Source organism: Pseudomonas nitroreducens (assembly GCF_024170165.1).
GTDB lineage: Bacteria > Pseudomonadota > Gammaproteobacteria > Pseudomonadales > Pseudomonadaceae > Pseudomonas > Pseudomonas nitroreducens_C.
This window is the reverse complement of the sequence record NZ_JALJXP010000011.1, coordinates 191265-204914: the sequence shown is the minus strand read 5'-3', so window position 1 is coordinate 204914 and position 13650 is coordinate 191265. Positions and strand designations below refer to the sequence as shown.

The 13650-nt window shown below is 65.9% G+C and carries 15 protein-coding genes; 6 read left to right on the top strand and 9 right to left on the bottom strand.

Annotated features, from left to right (window positions below; all coding sequences use genetic code 11):
* Positions 1-544: 544 nt before the first annotated feature.
* The 3 genes from J2T47_RS21580 to J2T47_RS21570 all read right to left on the bottom strand — a co-directional run bounded on the left by J2T47_RS21580 (position 545) and on the right by J2T47_RS21570 (position 3283).
* Positions 545-1657 (bottom strand): NADH:flavin oxidoreductase, encoded by a 1113-nt coding sequence (locus tag J2T47_RS21580; RefSeq protein WP_253451456.1) that lies wholly within the window; start codon positions 1655-1657, stop codon positions 545-547.
* Between the two features lie 70 nt (positions 1658-1727).
* Positions 1728-2318: a TetR/AcrR family transcriptional regulator gene (locus J2T47_RS21575; protein ID WP_253451454.1), complete on the bottom strand. Its 591-nt coding sequence runs from the start codon at positions 2316-2318 to the stop codon at positions 1728-1730.
* A gap of 74 nt (positions 2319-2392) precedes the next feature.
* On the bottom strand, positions 2393-3283 hold the full coding sequence (locus J2T47_RS21570; protein ID WP_253451452.1) for a LysR substrate-binding domain-containing protein: 891 nt from the start codon (positions 3281-3283) through the stop codon (positions 2393-2395).
* A gap of 107 nt (positions 3284-3390) precedes the next feature.
* Between J2T47_RS21570 and J2T47_RS21565 the strand changes: the two genes are divergently transcribed.
* Entirely contained in the window at positions 3391-3696 is a 306-nt protein-coding gene (locus J2T47_RS21565; protein WP_253451450.1) for a carboxymuconolactone decarboxylase family protein, read from the top strand.
* Between the two features lie 4 nt (positions 3697-3700).
* Positions 3701-4108 carry a tautomerase family protein gene (locus tag J2T47_RS21560; RefSeq protein ID WP_253451448.1) on the top strand — a complete coding sequence of 136 codons (408 nt, stop codon included), beginning with the start codon at positions 3701-3703 and terminating at the stop codon, positions 4106-4108.
* Here the strand turns inward: J2T47_RS21560 and J2T47_RS21555 are convergent.
* The 3 genes from J2T47_RS21555 to J2T47_RS21545 form a co-directional block, all read right to left on the bottom strand.
* Positions 4095-4835 (bottom strand): nitroreductase family protein, encoded by a 741-nt coding sequence (locus J2T47_RS21555; RefSeq protein ID WP_253451446.1) that lies wholly within the window; start codon positions 4833-4835, stop codon positions 4095-4097. The genes J2T47_RS21560 and J2T47_RS21555 overlap by 14 nt on opposite strands.
* A gap of 114 nt (positions 4836-4949) precedes the next feature.
* On the bottom strand, positions 4950-5435 hold the full coding sequence (locus J2T47_RS21550; protein WP_253451444.1) for a glutathione peroxidase: 486 nt from the start codon (positions 5433-5435) through the stop codon (positions 4950-4952).
* 219 nt (positions 5436-5654) lie between these two features.
* Positions 5655-6140 carry an FKBP-type peptidyl-prolyl cis-trans isomerase gene (locus J2T47_RS21545; RefSeq protein WP_017519102.1) on the bottom strand — a complete coding sequence of 162 codons (486 nt, stop codon included), beginning with the start codon at positions 6138-6140 and terminating at the stop codon, positions 5655-5657.
* On the opposite strand from J2T47_RS21545, the gene J2T47_RS21540 reads away from it, so the two are divergent.
* From J2T47_RS21540 to J2T47_RS21525, 4 genes are all read left to right on the top strand, one after another.
* Positions 6109-6441, top strand: coding sequence for a DUF3565 domain-containing protein (locus J2T47_RS21540; RefSeq protein WP_253451442.1), 333 nt, complete (start codon positions 6109-6111; stop codon positions 6439-6441). The two genes, J2T47_RS21545 and J2T47_RS21540, sit on opposite strands and share 32 nt — an antisense overlap.
* A 2-nt stretch (positions 6442-6443) precedes the next feature.
* Positions 6444-7634, top strand: coding sequence for an acetate kinase (locus tag J2T47_RS21535; protein ID WP_253451440.1), 1191 nt, complete (start codon positions 6444-6446; stop codon positions 7632-7634).
* A gap of 61 nt (positions 7635-7695) precedes the next feature.
* On the top strand, positions 7696-9822 hold the full coding sequence (gene pta, locus J2T47_RS21530) for a phosphate acetyltransferase (RefSeq protein ID WP_253451438.1): 2127 nt from the start codon (positions 7696-7698) through the stop codon (positions 9820-9822).
* A gap of 81 nt (positions 9823-9903) precedes the next feature.
* The gene (locus tag J2T47_RS21525) at positions 9904-10815 is read left to right on the top strand and encodes an acyltransferase (protein ID WP_253451436.1); all 912 of its coding nucleotides are present in this window, start codon (positions 9904-9906) and stop codon (positions 10813-10815) included.
* Positions 10816-10995: 180 nt separating this feature from the next.
* On the opposite strand, the gene J2T47_RS21520 is transcribed toward J2T47_RS21525, so the two are convergent.
* The 3 genes from J2T47_RS21520 to J2T47_RS21510 all read right to left on the bottom strand — a co-directional run bounded on the left by J2T47_RS21520 (position 10996) and on the right by J2T47_RS21510 (position 13541).
* Positions 10996-11709 (bottom strand): OmpA family protein, encoded by a 714-nt coding sequence (locus J2T47_RS21520; RefSeq protein ID WP_253451434.1) that lies wholly within the window; start codon positions 11707-11709, stop codon positions 10996-10998.
* Between the two features lie 85 nt (positions 11710-11794).
* On the bottom strand, positions 11795-12436 hold the full coding sequence (locus tag J2T47_RS21515; protein ID WP_253451432.1) for an MBL fold metallo-hydrolase: 642 nt from the start codon (positions 12434-12436) through the stop codon (positions 11795-11797).
* Between the two features lie 85 nt (positions 12437-12521).
* A complete protein-coding gene (locus tag J2T47_RS21510) occupies positions 12522-13541 on the bottom strand; it encodes an AraC family transcriptional regulator (protein ID WP_253451430.1) in 1020 nt (339 codons plus the stop codon).
* Positions 13542-13650 lie beyond the last annotated feature (109 nt).

The following is a 13650-nucleotide window of genomic DNA, read 5'->3' as shown; positions in this document are numbered from 1 at the left end:
TTCGCGAGCAAGCTCGCTCCTACGAAGAGCCCGGCCCCAGCCAGGCTCTGGCTCTGGCTCTGGCTCTGGCTCTCAAAAGACTTCTAGAGAAATGCCCGCACGCGCCGAACGGCCCCGTTCAGGAGACCTCGTTGAAGCGGAGTTTCAGGGGTTGAGCGGCATGGATGCCGCGAGAGCCGCGATGGGCCAGGGATGGCCCTTCGCGGCGTGCCGCTGAAACTTCGTTTCAACGAGGGTATTTTTCGCCCAAGCGAAAAACCGGATGTCCGGGGCAAGACCTTTTGGTTCCTTTTGGGGCGTTTGCCAAAAGGGACTCGCCCGAGGGGGCGAAACAAGTAGCCTGCGCGCACACTGAAGCGGCGCTGGAACACCCAGGTCAAAGCAGTCAAACAGGATTAACATTCGAGCAAGAAATGACGCCGGCCCTGCCGACGGATCGCGGGCGTGGCCCGCTCCTACAAGGGATTCCGTGCAAAGGCTCAGCAAAAGAAAAAGCCCCTGGCACCATCGGCGCCAGGGGCTTTTCATTTCAGCGGTTCGCGAATCAGGCCAGCGACATCAGCGCCTCGCGGCTGAACGGCTTGATGTCCTCCAGGCGGCCATCACGCACTTTCACTGCCCAGTCCGGGTCGACCAGCAGGGCGCGGCCGACGGCGACCAGGTCGAACTCTTCCTTGTTCAGACGCTCCAGCAGACCGTCGATACCCGACGGCTGGGCGACTTCCTCGGTGTTGCCGAAGAAGGCCAGGAACTCGCTGCCATCCAGGCCGACGTTGCCTACGGTGATGGTCGGCTTGCCGGTGAGCTGGCGGGTCCAGCCGGCCAGGTTGAGGTCGGAGCCTTCGAATTCCGGAATCCAGAAGCGGCGGGTGGAGCAGTGGAAGATATCCACGCCGGCATCCGACAGCGGCTTGAGGAAGGCTTCCAGCTCTTCGGCGGTCTGCACCAGGCGGGCGCTGTAGTCCTGCTGTTTCCACTGGGAGAAGCGGAAGATGATCGGGTAGTCGGGGCCGACGGCCGCGCGCACGGCCTGGATCAGCTCGATGGCGAAGCGCGAACGGTTGGCCAGGCTGCCGCCGTATTCGTCGGTGCGCTTGTTGCTGCCGTCCCAGAAGAACTGGTCGATCAGGTAGCCGTGGGCGCCGTGGATTTCCACGCCGTCCATGCCGATGGCCTTGGCATCGACCGCAGCCTGGGCGAAGGCGGCGATGACGTCCTGGATGTCCTGCTTGGTCATCTCATGAACGAGCACGGTGCCATCCTTTTCCTTGCCGCTGGGGCCATAGCCCGGGACGCTGGCGTCCGGCTCGGTGCCCAGGCGGCGCACGGCGCCAACGTGCCACAGCTGCGGAACGATCTTGCCGCCTTCGGCGTGCACGGCGTCGACCACCTGCTTCCAGCCGGCCAGGGCGTCCTCGCCATGGAAGCGCGGTACGTTCGGGTAGCCATTGGCGGCCTGGTGGTTGACCGTGGTGCCTTCGGTGACGATCAGGCCGACGCCGGCAGCCGCGCGGCGACGGTAGTACTCGACCACCTGGGCATGGGGTACGCCGCCCGGGGTGAAGTTGCGGGTCATCGGCGCCATCACGATGCGCGTGGGCAGTTCCAGACCGCCCAGGCGGAAAGGCGAGAACAGGGTGTCTACGGATGCGGTCATTGAGGTCTCCATAACGACCAGGCGACCGGTCGTCTCGTTTTTAAGAAGGGGAAATGATGACTCAGGCAGATCAAGCCTGAAGCAAGTGCTCCAGGCGTTCGATAAAGCGTTCCACCGGTTTGAGCGACGCGCTGACTTTCATCCGCGCCAGCACGCCCTGCCAGGCGTTGCCGATGAATTCGGCCAGGGATTCGGCGTCTTCCGCTGCCGGCAGTTCACCGGCGCGCTGGGCGTCGGCCAGACAGCCAGACAACGTGTCGATGGACTGCTGGAGGATGCCGTCGACCCGCTCGGCGATGGCCGGCGACAACTCGGCCATCTCGAAGCTCAGGCTGCCGATGAAGCAGTGGTATTCGAGCTTTTCCTGGCGGGCGAAATGCGCCAGGAGTTCGCGGTAATAGGTGAGGATGCGCGCCCGCGGGCCCAGTGCCGGGTTGCCCAGCGCCTCGGCGTAGCGGGCCAGGCGTGGTGCGTACAGGTGCTCCAGGGCCTGCAGGGCGAAGTCTTCCTTGCTCTCGAAGTAGTGATAGAAGGAGCCCTTGGGGATGCCGGCGGCCTGGACGATGTCCTGCACGCCGGTGCCGTGGTAGCCGCTGCGGGTCATCGCCAGGGAGCCCTTGGCGAGGATCAGGTCGCGTTTGTCGAGTCGGATGCTGTTCATGGGCGCAAGAATATGACCGGTCGTCTCGCTTTTGCCAGCACCATTGATCGCAGTGATTTTCCTCCAGAAACGGATCAGCGAAGGGCCGGGCTTTCCAGCAGTTCCGCGACGCCTTCCTGCAGCAGTTCGCGCAGGCGTTCCACCACCGCTTCCGGCTCGGCTTCGCTACGGTGCAGGCACAACCCCAGCGGCGCCATCAACGGCAGCCCGGCGCGCTCGGCGTCCAGCCGTTCGACGCTGGCCGGCAGGCCGATCGGCGTGCGCAGGCCAATGCCCAGTCCCGCGCCAACGGCCGCCCAGATGCCGGACAACCCGGCACTGGTGAACGCCACGCGCCAGGCGATGCCGGCCCGATCCAGCGCCGCCGTGGCCGCGCTGCGCAGCAGGCACGGCGCCTCCAGCATCACCAGAGGCAGGGGTTCCGCGCCAGGCGACGGAAGTGCGCCCGGCGCACCGATCCAGCATTGCCCGACGGCACCGATGCGCTCCATGTGCGGCGTGCGTTCGCCGGTTTCCCAGGCCAGCGCCAGGTCCAGTTCGCCGCCGCGCACGCCTTCGATGAGCTGCTGGTTACGCGCCGTGCGCACCTCGATGCGCACCTTGGGATGCGCGCGGGCGAAGCGCGCCAGCACGGCGGGCAGCAGGGTTTCACCGAAGTCTTCCTGCAGGCCGAGACGCACCCGGCCTTCCAGCGCGCCGCCACGCAGGGCGCCGGCGGCTTCGTCATTCAGCTCCAGCAGACGGCGGGCGTAGGCCAGCAGCGTCTCGCCCGCCTCGGTCAGCGCCATGCCGCGGCCTTCGCGGCGTAGCACCGGGGTACCGGCCTGCTCTTCGAGCTTCTTCAACTGCGCGCTGACGGCAGAAGTGGAACGCCCCAGACGATCCGCCGCGCGGGCAAAGCTGCCCAGTTCGATGCCGGTGACGAAGGTGCGCAGCACGTCGAGGTCGAAGTTGATGCGGGCCATGGCAACCATCCTGATTATTAGAACTGTTGGTTAAATATTTCCCGATTTTCCGAATTAACTTGCCGAGCTAGCCTGAGCTCGTCAAGCCACAGAAGAGGAACGGCACGATGTCTTCTCCACCCCAGGTTTCCCCCGACCTGCAGCGGCAGGCACCTAAGCTGGCGCAGATCACCGAGCAAGTGCTGTTCGGCGACATCTGGCAGCGCCCGCAGCTGGCCCCGCGCGAGCGCAGTCTGGCGACCGTTGCTGCACTGGTCGCCATGGGGCGGCTGGAACAATTGCCCTTCCATCTCCAATTGGCCCGCGACAACGGCCTGACCCGCGAAGAGCTGGGCGAGCTGATCACCCATTTGGCTTTCTATAGCGGCTGGCCGACGGCCGCCTCTGCTCTCAACCGTCTCGAAGAGGAGTGACACCATGCCTACCGTCCGCATCTCCCTGCTCAAGGGCAAGCATCCGGAATACCTGCGCGAACTCGCCGACACCGTCTACGACGCCATGCACGATGCCTTCAACGTGCCGGAGGGCGATCAGTTCGTGATGATCCACCAGCTCCAGCCGGAAGAGTTCGTCTTCAATCGCCACTACCTGGGCGGCCCACGCAGCGACGACTTCGTGCTGATCGCCATCACCATCGGCCGCCCGCGGGACTCGCAGACCAGGCAGGCGTTCTACCGCCGACTCAACGCGCTGCTGGGCGAGCGACTGGGCATCGCCAGCGAGGACGTGATGGTGCAGATCACCAACAGCGAGGCGGACGACTGGTCCTTCGGCGGCGGGCGCATGGGCGTGCTGACGAAGCCCGATGCGCTCAGTGCCAGCTGACGCGCTGCTCCAGCGGGAAGCGCAGGCGCGGGTTGTAGACGCCATTGTCGGCAGCCCGCCCCACCGCCAGCAGCATGATCGGCACCGCGCGGCGGGGAACCTCCAGCACCTTGCGCAACCGTACCTCGTCAAAGCCCTCCATGGGGCAGGTGGCGTAGCCGTGGCTCTGCAGGGCGAGCATCAGGTTCTGCGCCGCCAGCGAGCTGGACTTCACCGCCCATAAACGCATCTCGGCGTGGCTGTTGGGCTGGCGCATCAGCGCTCGGCGCAAGCCGACCAGTGAGTAGAGCGCGCGCTTGAACAGCCCGCGCAGGCCGAACACACCCTGGTTGTACTGGAAGGGCGCGGTGCGCTGGTAGAAGTCACGCACCTTCTCCGGCACCTGCGGCTCGGGCCACTGATCGAGGATGGCGGCGCAGGACTCGCGCCAGGTGTCCGGCCGTGCCAGCACGGCGATCAGCACTGGCGCGGTGCGCGCGGCGTTCTGCCCCAGACACACCGGCACCAGTCGACGGCGCAGCTCGGCGTCGCGGATTACCTGGAAGCTCCACGGCTGCAGGTTACAGGCGTTGGGCGCCAGCACCGCCTGCTCCAGGCAATCGCGCAGTACGGCATCCGGTACCGCTTCGTCGAGGAAACGCCGCACCGAGCGGCGCTGTTCGATCAGGGCGCGCAAGGCATCGGGGGTGGCGGGGAGGCAGGCGGACTCGGCGGCGAAACGGCTCATGGCGGGCTCCGGAAGCAGGTCGCCCGATTAAGCCGTCACCACTGGCGCGGAACAAGCCGAAAGGGAGAAATGCCGGCGGGATTGGCGCTTGCGCCCTCTCCCGCCGGGGGAGGATCAGGCGCCCAGCGCCTTCTCGACGGCCTGGATCAGCGCCGGATCATCCGGCGTGGTGCGCGGGCTGAAGCGGGCCAGCACGCGGCCATCCGGGCCGAGGAGGAACTTCTCGAAGTTCCAGGTGATGTCGCCGGGGAACTCGGCGCCCTCGCCTGCCAGCAGGCGGTACAGCGGGTGGCGCTCGGAGCCGTTGACCTCGAGCTTGCCCGACATGGGGAAGCTCACCCCGTAGTTCAGCGAACAGAACGACTGGATCTCAGCTTCGCTGCCCGGCTCCTGCCCGGCGAACTGGTTGCACGGCAGGCCCAGTACCACGAACCCCTGGTCCTTGTACTGCTGGTAGAGATTTTCCAGAGCGGCGTACTGCGGGGTCAGGCCGCATTTCGAGGCGACGTTGACCACCAGCACGACCTTGCCCTTGAGCGGGGCCAGCGGCAGATCCTGGCCGTCGAGACCATGCAGCGTCAGATCGTGAAAAGCGCTCATTGCTTGCTCCTTGAAGAAGTAGGCACGAAGTGCCCGCGCAGGGAGCGGACAACCTGTCCGTCATGCTGCGCAATCCCAGTCGATGCGGGAAAAATGCCCTGGCATTCATTGCAGTTACAGCCACTTGCATGAGAAAGGCGCCCGAAGGCGCCTTTCCCGTTTGAGCTTAGCAGCTCAATGATGGCTGCACCCGGTCGATAGCCGACCGTGTGACGGCTGTCAGTGGTGGTGACCACCTTCGCCATGGACGTGGCCATGGGCAACTTCTTCGGCGGAAGCGTCGCGGATGTCGACCACTTTCACCTTGAAGTTCAGGCGCTGGCCGGCCAGCGGGTGGTTGCCGTCGACGATCACGTCATCGCCTTCGATGTCGCGGATGGTAACGATCTGCATGCCGCCGTCCGGAGCGGAAGCGTGGAACTGCATACCGACTTCCAGCTCGTCCACGCCTTCGAACATTTCACGGGTCAGGGTGGCAACCAGCTCGGCGCTGTATTCGCCGTAGGCATCGGCCGGCTCGACGGTCACGTCCAGCTCGTCACCGACCTGCTTGCCTTCCAGGGCCTTTTCCAGGCCGCCGATGATGTTGTGGGCACCGTGCAGGTAGACCAGCGGAGCGCCGCCGGCGGAGCTGTCGATGACCTCACCCGCGTCGTTGGTCAGGGTATAGTCGATGGAAACCGCCTTGTTGGCCGCGATCTGCATGGTTCGAAACCTATCTGATATAGAAGTTGAGCGCGTAAGTTTACGCGGCGACGCCCCCGAATGCGACCCGAAGACGGACGGACGGGATCACGCGGCCCCGCCGCGCCTGCTTGACTTTCATCAGGACGAAGACGGCCACTGGGTGGCAGTCTTGTCCTGCGGTCATACCCAGCACCTGCGCCACCAGCCGCCCTGGCAGTCGCGGCCCTGGGTGCTGGACCCGCAGCAGCGCAGGGCGCAGATCGGCCGCTGGTTCCCCTGCGGCTGGTGCGCCAAGGAAAACGACAGCAACAAGGAGTAGGCATGCCGGCTCGCAATATCCTGGTGATCAACTGCGGCAGTTCATCGATCAAGTTCGCCCTGGTTCGAGAGGGGCGCGACGACTTCATCCTCCACGGCCTGGCCGAACGCCTCGGCGCCAACGGCGCCAGTCTGCGCTGGCAGGGCGAGACCGACGAGCAGCCGCAGACCCTGGAACTGCCCGGCGCCGACCACAAGGCCGCCCTCGCCCGCCTGCTGCCGTTGGTGGCCCAGGCCGCCCAGGGCGAACTGCACGCCATCGGCCACCGCGTGGTGCACGGCGGCGAGCGCTTCACCCAGGCCTCGCGCCTGACCGATGAGGTGCTCAGCGCCATCCGCGAGACCTCGCCGCTGGCGCCGCTGCACAACCCGGCGAACCTGGTGGGTATCGACGCCGCCATGGCGCTCTACCCGGACCTGCCGCACATCGCGGTGTTCGACACCGCCTTCCACCAGAGCCTGCCCGAGCGCGCCTACCGCTACGCCATCCCCGAGCCGCTGTACCGCGAGCAGCATGTGCGCCGCTACGGCTTCCACGGCACCAGCCACCGCTACGTCAGCCACCAGGCCGCGGAAATGAGCGGGCTGGCGGTGGGCGACAGCTACTGGCTGTCCGCGCACCTGGGCAACGGCAGCTCCACCTGCGCCATCGCCAACGGCCAGAGCCGCGACACCAGCATGGGCCTGACCCCGCTGGAAGGCCTGATGATGGGGACGCGCTCCGGCGACGTCGACCCGAACCTGCACAGCCACCTGGCGCGCACCCTGGGCTGGAGCCTGGAAAAGATCGACCACATGCTCAACCACGACAGCGGCCTGCTCGGCCTGTCGGGGCTGTCCAACGACATGCGCACCCTGGAGAACGCCCGCGAGCAGGGCCACGCCAATGCGGCGCTGGCCATCGAAGTATTCTGTTACCGATTGGCCAAGTCCCTGGCCTCGCTGACCTGTGCGCTACCGCGCCTGGACGGCATCATCTTCACCGGTGGCATCGGCGAGAACTCGGCGCTGGTGCGCAACCTCACGGTCAAGCACCTGCACGTGCTCAATCTCGAACTCGACGGCGAAGCCAACGCCCGCTGCGTGCGTGGCGTCGGCGGGCCGATCCACCTGGCTGGCCACCCCCGCGTGCTGGTGATCCCGACGAACGAGGAAAAGCAGATCGCACTCGACACCCTGGCCGTGCTCGACTGAAGATTCATCGGTTGCGCCCCACAAGGGCACAGACCATTCCCGCACGGCTTAAGGAGCCCGGATGCACACCTTCTTCCTCGCACCGACCGGTTTCGGTGTCGGCCTGACCTCTACCAGCCTGGGCCTGATCCGCGCCCTGCAACGCGCCGGCCTGAAGGTCGGTTTCTTCAAGCCCATTGCCCAGCCCCACGCCGGCGACGACGGCCCGGAGCGCTCCAGCGAACTGGTCGCGCGCACCCACGGCCTCAACGCGCCTACCCCGCTGTCGCTGTCCAAGGTCGAGCGCATGCTCGGCGACGGCCTGCTCGACGAACTGCTCGAGGACATAGTCGGGATGTACAACAGCGCCGCCGTCGACAAGGACGTGATGATCGTCGAGGGCATGGTGCCGACCAAGCACGCCAGCTACGCCGCACGCATCAACGCCCACCTGGCGCGCAGCGTGGACGCCGAGGTGATCCTCGTCTCCGCGCCGGACAACGAGACGGTCAGCGAACTGTCCGACCGCATCGAGATCCTCGCCCAGCTGTTCGGCGGCCCGCGCGACCCGCACCTGGCCGGCCTGATCGTGAACAAGGTGCGCGGCGGCGAGAGCGACGACATGCCGCGCGATGCCGAAGAAGCCGCACGGCTGTTCGGCGAACGCCTGAAGGAACATTCCCCGCTGCTGCGCGACGGCGACGTGCGCCTGCTCGGCTGCATTCCCTGGCAGGACGAGATGAACGCCCCGCGCACCCGCGACGTGGCCGACCTGCTGGACGCCAGCGTGCTCAACGCCGGCGACTACGAACAACGCCGCGTGCAGAAGATCATCCTCTGCGCGCCATCGGCGCCCAATACGGTGCACCTGCTCAAGCCCGGCGTGCTGGTGGTGGTGCCGGGCGACCGCGACGACATCATCCTCGCCGCCTGCCTCGCCGCCATGAACGGCGTGCCGCTGGCCGGCCTGCTGCTGTGCTCGGGCCTGATGCCGGACGCGCGGATCATGGAGCTGTGCCGCAGCGCGCTGCAGAGCGGCCTGCCGGTGCTGACGGTGAAGACCGGCTCGTTCGACACCGCCGGCGACCTGTCGCGGATGAACAAGGAAATCCCGGTGGACGACCGCGAACGCGCTGAGCGCGTTACCGAGTTCGTCGCCGAGCACATCGACTTCGGCTGGCTAAAGGACCGCTGCGGCTCCCCCCATGAGCTGCGCCTGTCGCCGCCGGTGTTCCGCTACCAGTTGACCCAGCGCGCCAACCGCGCCGGCAAGCGCATCGTCCTGCCCGAAGGCAGCGAGCCGCGCACCGTGCAGGCCGCCGCCATCTGCCATGCCCGCGGTATCGCCCGCTGTGTGCTGCTGGCCAAGCCCGACGACGTGCAGGCCGTGGCACAGATGCTGGGCATCGTGCTGCCCGAGGACCTGGAAGTGGTCGACCCGGACCTGGTGCGCAGTCGCTACGTCGAACCCATGGTCGAGCTGCGCAAGGGCAAGAGCCTGAACGCACCGATGGCCGAGCAGCAACTGGAAGACAACGTGGTGCTCGCCACCATGATGCTCGCCCTGGACGAAGTCGACGGACTGGTCTCCGGCGCCATCCACACCACCGCCAACACCATCCGCCCGGCCCTGCAGCTGATCAAGACGGCGCCCGGCTACAACCTGGTGTCTTCGGTGTTCTTCATGCTGTTGCCCGACCAGGTGGTGGTCTATGGCGACTGCGCGGTGAATCCCGATCCTTCGGCCAGTGACCTGGCGGAGATCGCCCTGCAGAGTGCCGCCTCGGCGCAGGCCTTCGGCATCACCCCGCGGGTGGCGATGATCAGCTACTCCACGGGCGACTCCGGAACCGGCGCAGATGTCGAGAAAGTCCGCGAAGCTACGCGCATCGCGCAGGAAAAACGCCCCGATCTGTTGATTGACGGCCCCTTGCAGTATGATGCCGCCGCCATCGCCAGCGTGGGCCGCCAGAAGGCGCCCGACAGCCCGGTGGCCGGACGCGCCAACGTATACGTGTTCCCCGACCTGAACACCGGGAACACCACCTACAAGGCGGTCCAGCGCAGCGCCGACTGCGTCAGCATCGGACCGATGCTGCAGGGCCTGCGCAAACCGGTGAACGACCTGTCGCGTGGAGCGCTGGTGGACGACATCGTCTATACCATCGCGCTGACGGCGATCCAGGCGGACAGCGGCAAGGACGGCTGAAACCCAAGGCACGAGGGATGTGCCCAAGAACGCATCACGCGCCCGGCCGACCGGGCGCCTACGTACAAGGACCATTCCTCGATGTTGAGTTTCCTCCCGCACACCCTGCGCGGCATCCTCGCCACCCTGATCCTGGTGACGAGCACGCTGTGCTGGTGCATTCCGCTGCTGGGCATGTCGATCATCAAGCTGCTGCTGCCCTTCCAGGCCGCGCAGCTGGCGCTGGGCAAGGTCATGAGTGTGATCGCCGAAAGCTGGATCACCTGCAACAAGGGCTGGATGAACCTGGTCCGCAATACCGGCTGGAACGTGCAGGGCCTGCAGGGTCTGCACTACGACCATTCCTACCTGGTCACCAGCAACCACCAGAGCTGGGTGGACATCCTCGTCCTGCAATACCAGCTCAACCGCCGCATTCCGCTGCTGCGCTTCTTCCTCAAGCAGGAGCTGATCTGGGTCCCGGTGATCGGCCTGTGCTGGTGGGCGCTCGATTTTCCCTTCATGAAGCGCTACACCAAGGCCTACCTCGCCAAGCACCCGGAAAAGAAAGGCAAGGACCTGGAAACCACCCGCAAGGCCTGCGCCAAGTTCAGCCGCATCCCGGTGGCGATCTTCAACTTCCTCGAAGGCACCCGCTTCACCCAGGCCAAGCATGACGAGCAGAACTCGCCGTTCCAGCACCTGCTCAAGCCCAAGGCCGGCGGCATCGCCTTCGTCCTCGACGCCATGGGCGAGCAGCTGCGCACCCTGGTGAACGTCACAATTCACTACCCTGACGGCCGCCCGACCTTCTGGTGCCTGCTGTCCGGCCGCCTGCGCTCGGTGGTGGTGCGCTTCGAGGAGCTGGAAATCCCCCGCCAGTTCATCGGCAAGAGCTACGACCAGGACGAGGGCTACCGCGCCGAGTTCCAGCTGTGGGTGAACCAGCTGTGGGAGCGCAAGGACCAGCTGCTGACCCAGCTGCACCGTGAGTTCCCCGCCGCCAGGGCCTGACTCGATCCGCCGAAGTCCTGTCGGCGAATAACGCTGGCGCGTTATCCGCCCTACGAAAGCGACACCAACGATGGATCACGGCGCGTAGGAAAATCATCGCGGACAGATTCCGCTCCTACGCCCCCTTCCCGTCAGGCACAAAAAAGCCCGCCAATCGGCGGGCTTTTTCATGGACAGTGCTTACTGCTGGTACTGCTGGGTCTGTGCGTTGGGCAGGGCCTTCAGGTTCACTTCCACGCGACGGTTCTGCGCGCGGCCGTTGACGTCGGCGTTGGATGCGATCGGCTGGTCCGGGCCCATGCCACGGGTGCTGACGCGGGAAGCGTCGACGCCCTGGGAGGTCAGGTAGGCGGCCACGGACTGCGCACGGCGCTGGGACAGGTCCATGTTGTGCTGGCGGCTGCCGGTGCTGTCGGTGTAGCCGACGATCTCCACGCTGTTCTGGTTGAACTCCTTGAAGGAGTTGGCCAGGTTGTTCAGCGGGGTGTAGAAGGACGGCGCGATGTTCGCCGAATCGGTGGCGAAGGTGATGTTGCCCGGCATGATCAGCTTGATGTCGTCACCCTGGCGCTCGACCTGTACGCCGGTGCCCTGCATCTGCTGGCGCAGCTTGGCTTCCTGCTTGTCGGCATAGTAGCCGTAGCCGGCAGCGGCGGCACCGATGGCGGCAGCGCCGATCATCGCACCCTTGCCACGGTTGTCATGGTTGATCGCGGCACCGGCCACGGCACCGGCCAGAGCGCCCAGCGCACCGTACTTGGCAGTCTTGCTCATGCCGCTTTCGGCCGGCGGGGCCTGGGTGTTCGGGTCATAGGGGTTCTGGGAGGCGCAACCGGCCATGAGGGCAAAGGCGGTGGCAGCCGCAACCATGGACAGACTACGTGCGGTGAACATGTCGGATGACTCCTCGAAATAGCGAAACACCCATTAGCGGGCGGCAGATTAGAGCTTAGGTCGTGCAAATAATTCCGTAGCAACCTTAAGCGCGGATGAAGGGATTCTCCCTCATCTCGTCGCCCAGGTTGGTATCCGGGCCGTGACCGGTGACCACGGTCGCGTCTTCGTCCAGCGAGTACAGGCGGTCGCGGATCGAACGCTCGATGGTGGCGTAGTCGCCGCCCCACAGGTCGGTGCGGCCGATGCTGCGGCGGAACAGCGTGTCGCCGGCGATCAGCAGCTTGTCCTGGGGAAACCAGAAGCTCATCGACCCCGGCGTATGCCCCGGCGTATGCAGCGCCACGCCGCAACCGCAGGCCAGTTCCTCGTCATCGGCCAGCCATTGGTCCGGTGAAGGCACCGGAGTATAGGGGACGCCGAACATGCGGCACTGCATCTCCAAGTTATCCCAGAGGAACTGGTCGTCCTTGTGCAGGTGCAGGGTCGCGCCGGTCTTCTCCTTCATCTGCCCGGAAGCGAGGAAGTGGTCCAGGTGCGCGTGGGTGTGGATGATGCTGACCACCTTCAGCCCCAGCGCGTCGAGGCGCTGCAGGATGAGTTCATGATCACCGCCCGGATCGACGACGATGGCCTTCTTCGTCAGCGGGTCGCCGATGATGGTGCAGTTGCACTGCAGGGGGCCGACGGGGAAGGTTTCGCGGATCAGGGCAGGCTGTTCGCTCATCGAAGACTCGCTCGGTTGCGGAAGAACACGGCGGGTATTTTCGCCGATTCCGCCGCACCCTGGCGAGTCGTACCGGGTCGAGGATTCAGTCGCCCTGGCGGTAGTCCGTGGGCAGCTTGCCGGTCCACTTGCGGAACGCCCGGCGGAAATTCGACGGGTCGTTGAAGCCCAGCAGCAGCGCGATTTCGTAGAGTGGCAGATGGGTCGTGGTGAGGTACTGCAAGGCCAGGCGCTTGCGCACATCGTCGAGCACTTCCTGGTAGGTGGTGCCCAGGTTCGAGAGGTGTCGGCGCAGGCTGCGCCCGCTGGTGTGCAGGTCGGCGGCGACGCTTTCCAGGTCGGGGAACTCGCCGGGGCGCGCCAGCAGCAGGCGGCGGATGCGGGTCAGCAGTCCTTCCTGCACGTCCAGCGTGGCCAGCAGTGCCTCGCACTGCTGTTCGCACATCTGCACGGTGGCCGGGTTGGCCAGCGCCATGGGCCGCTCCAGGTATTCGCTGGGCAGGCCGATGAAGTGGAACGGCTGGTCGAACAGCACCTCACAGCCGAATACCTCGGCGTAGCGCTCGGCATAGGCCGGCTCGGCATGGGCGAAGCCGACGCTGACACCCTGCAAGGGTTCGCCCACCAGGAAACGGGCGATGGTGTGCAGGCTGGTCATCAGGCCTTCGGCGGCGAAGCGGCTGGTGGGGCCCAGGGGAATCGACTCGCTGGCGCGCAGGTAGGACACGCCGCCGTCTTCCACCATTTCCAGGTCGTAGGCCAGGCCGAGCACGCGGTAGTACTTCAGGGCAAAGCCGATGGCGCGCCCGAGGTTGGCGCTGGACAGCACCGCGTAGCCGAGGATGCCGTGGGTGGAGACGTTCAGCCGCTGCCCCAGCAGCAGGCCGAAGGCCGGCTCGTTGCAGTGCGCCAGGGCGGTACTGGAGAGCTGATGGAAATCGATGAAGGACAGCCGGCCGTTGGGGCTCTGCAGCACTTCGGGGCGCACGCGGGCCAGCTCGAACAGGCGCACACGCGGCACGCCCAGCTCTTCGGCGAGATCGAGAAGTGCCTGCGCGTAGGCGACGGGCACCAGTTCGGCGGTGAAATTGAGCGGTTGTTTCATCGTTCTTCTTATAGTGACCGCTGGCCGGATATGACCGGAAAGTTGGCAGACAATAACCTTGTGACGCTTTCCCTACAAGCCCAGAGTAATGACCATGGACAACCACAAC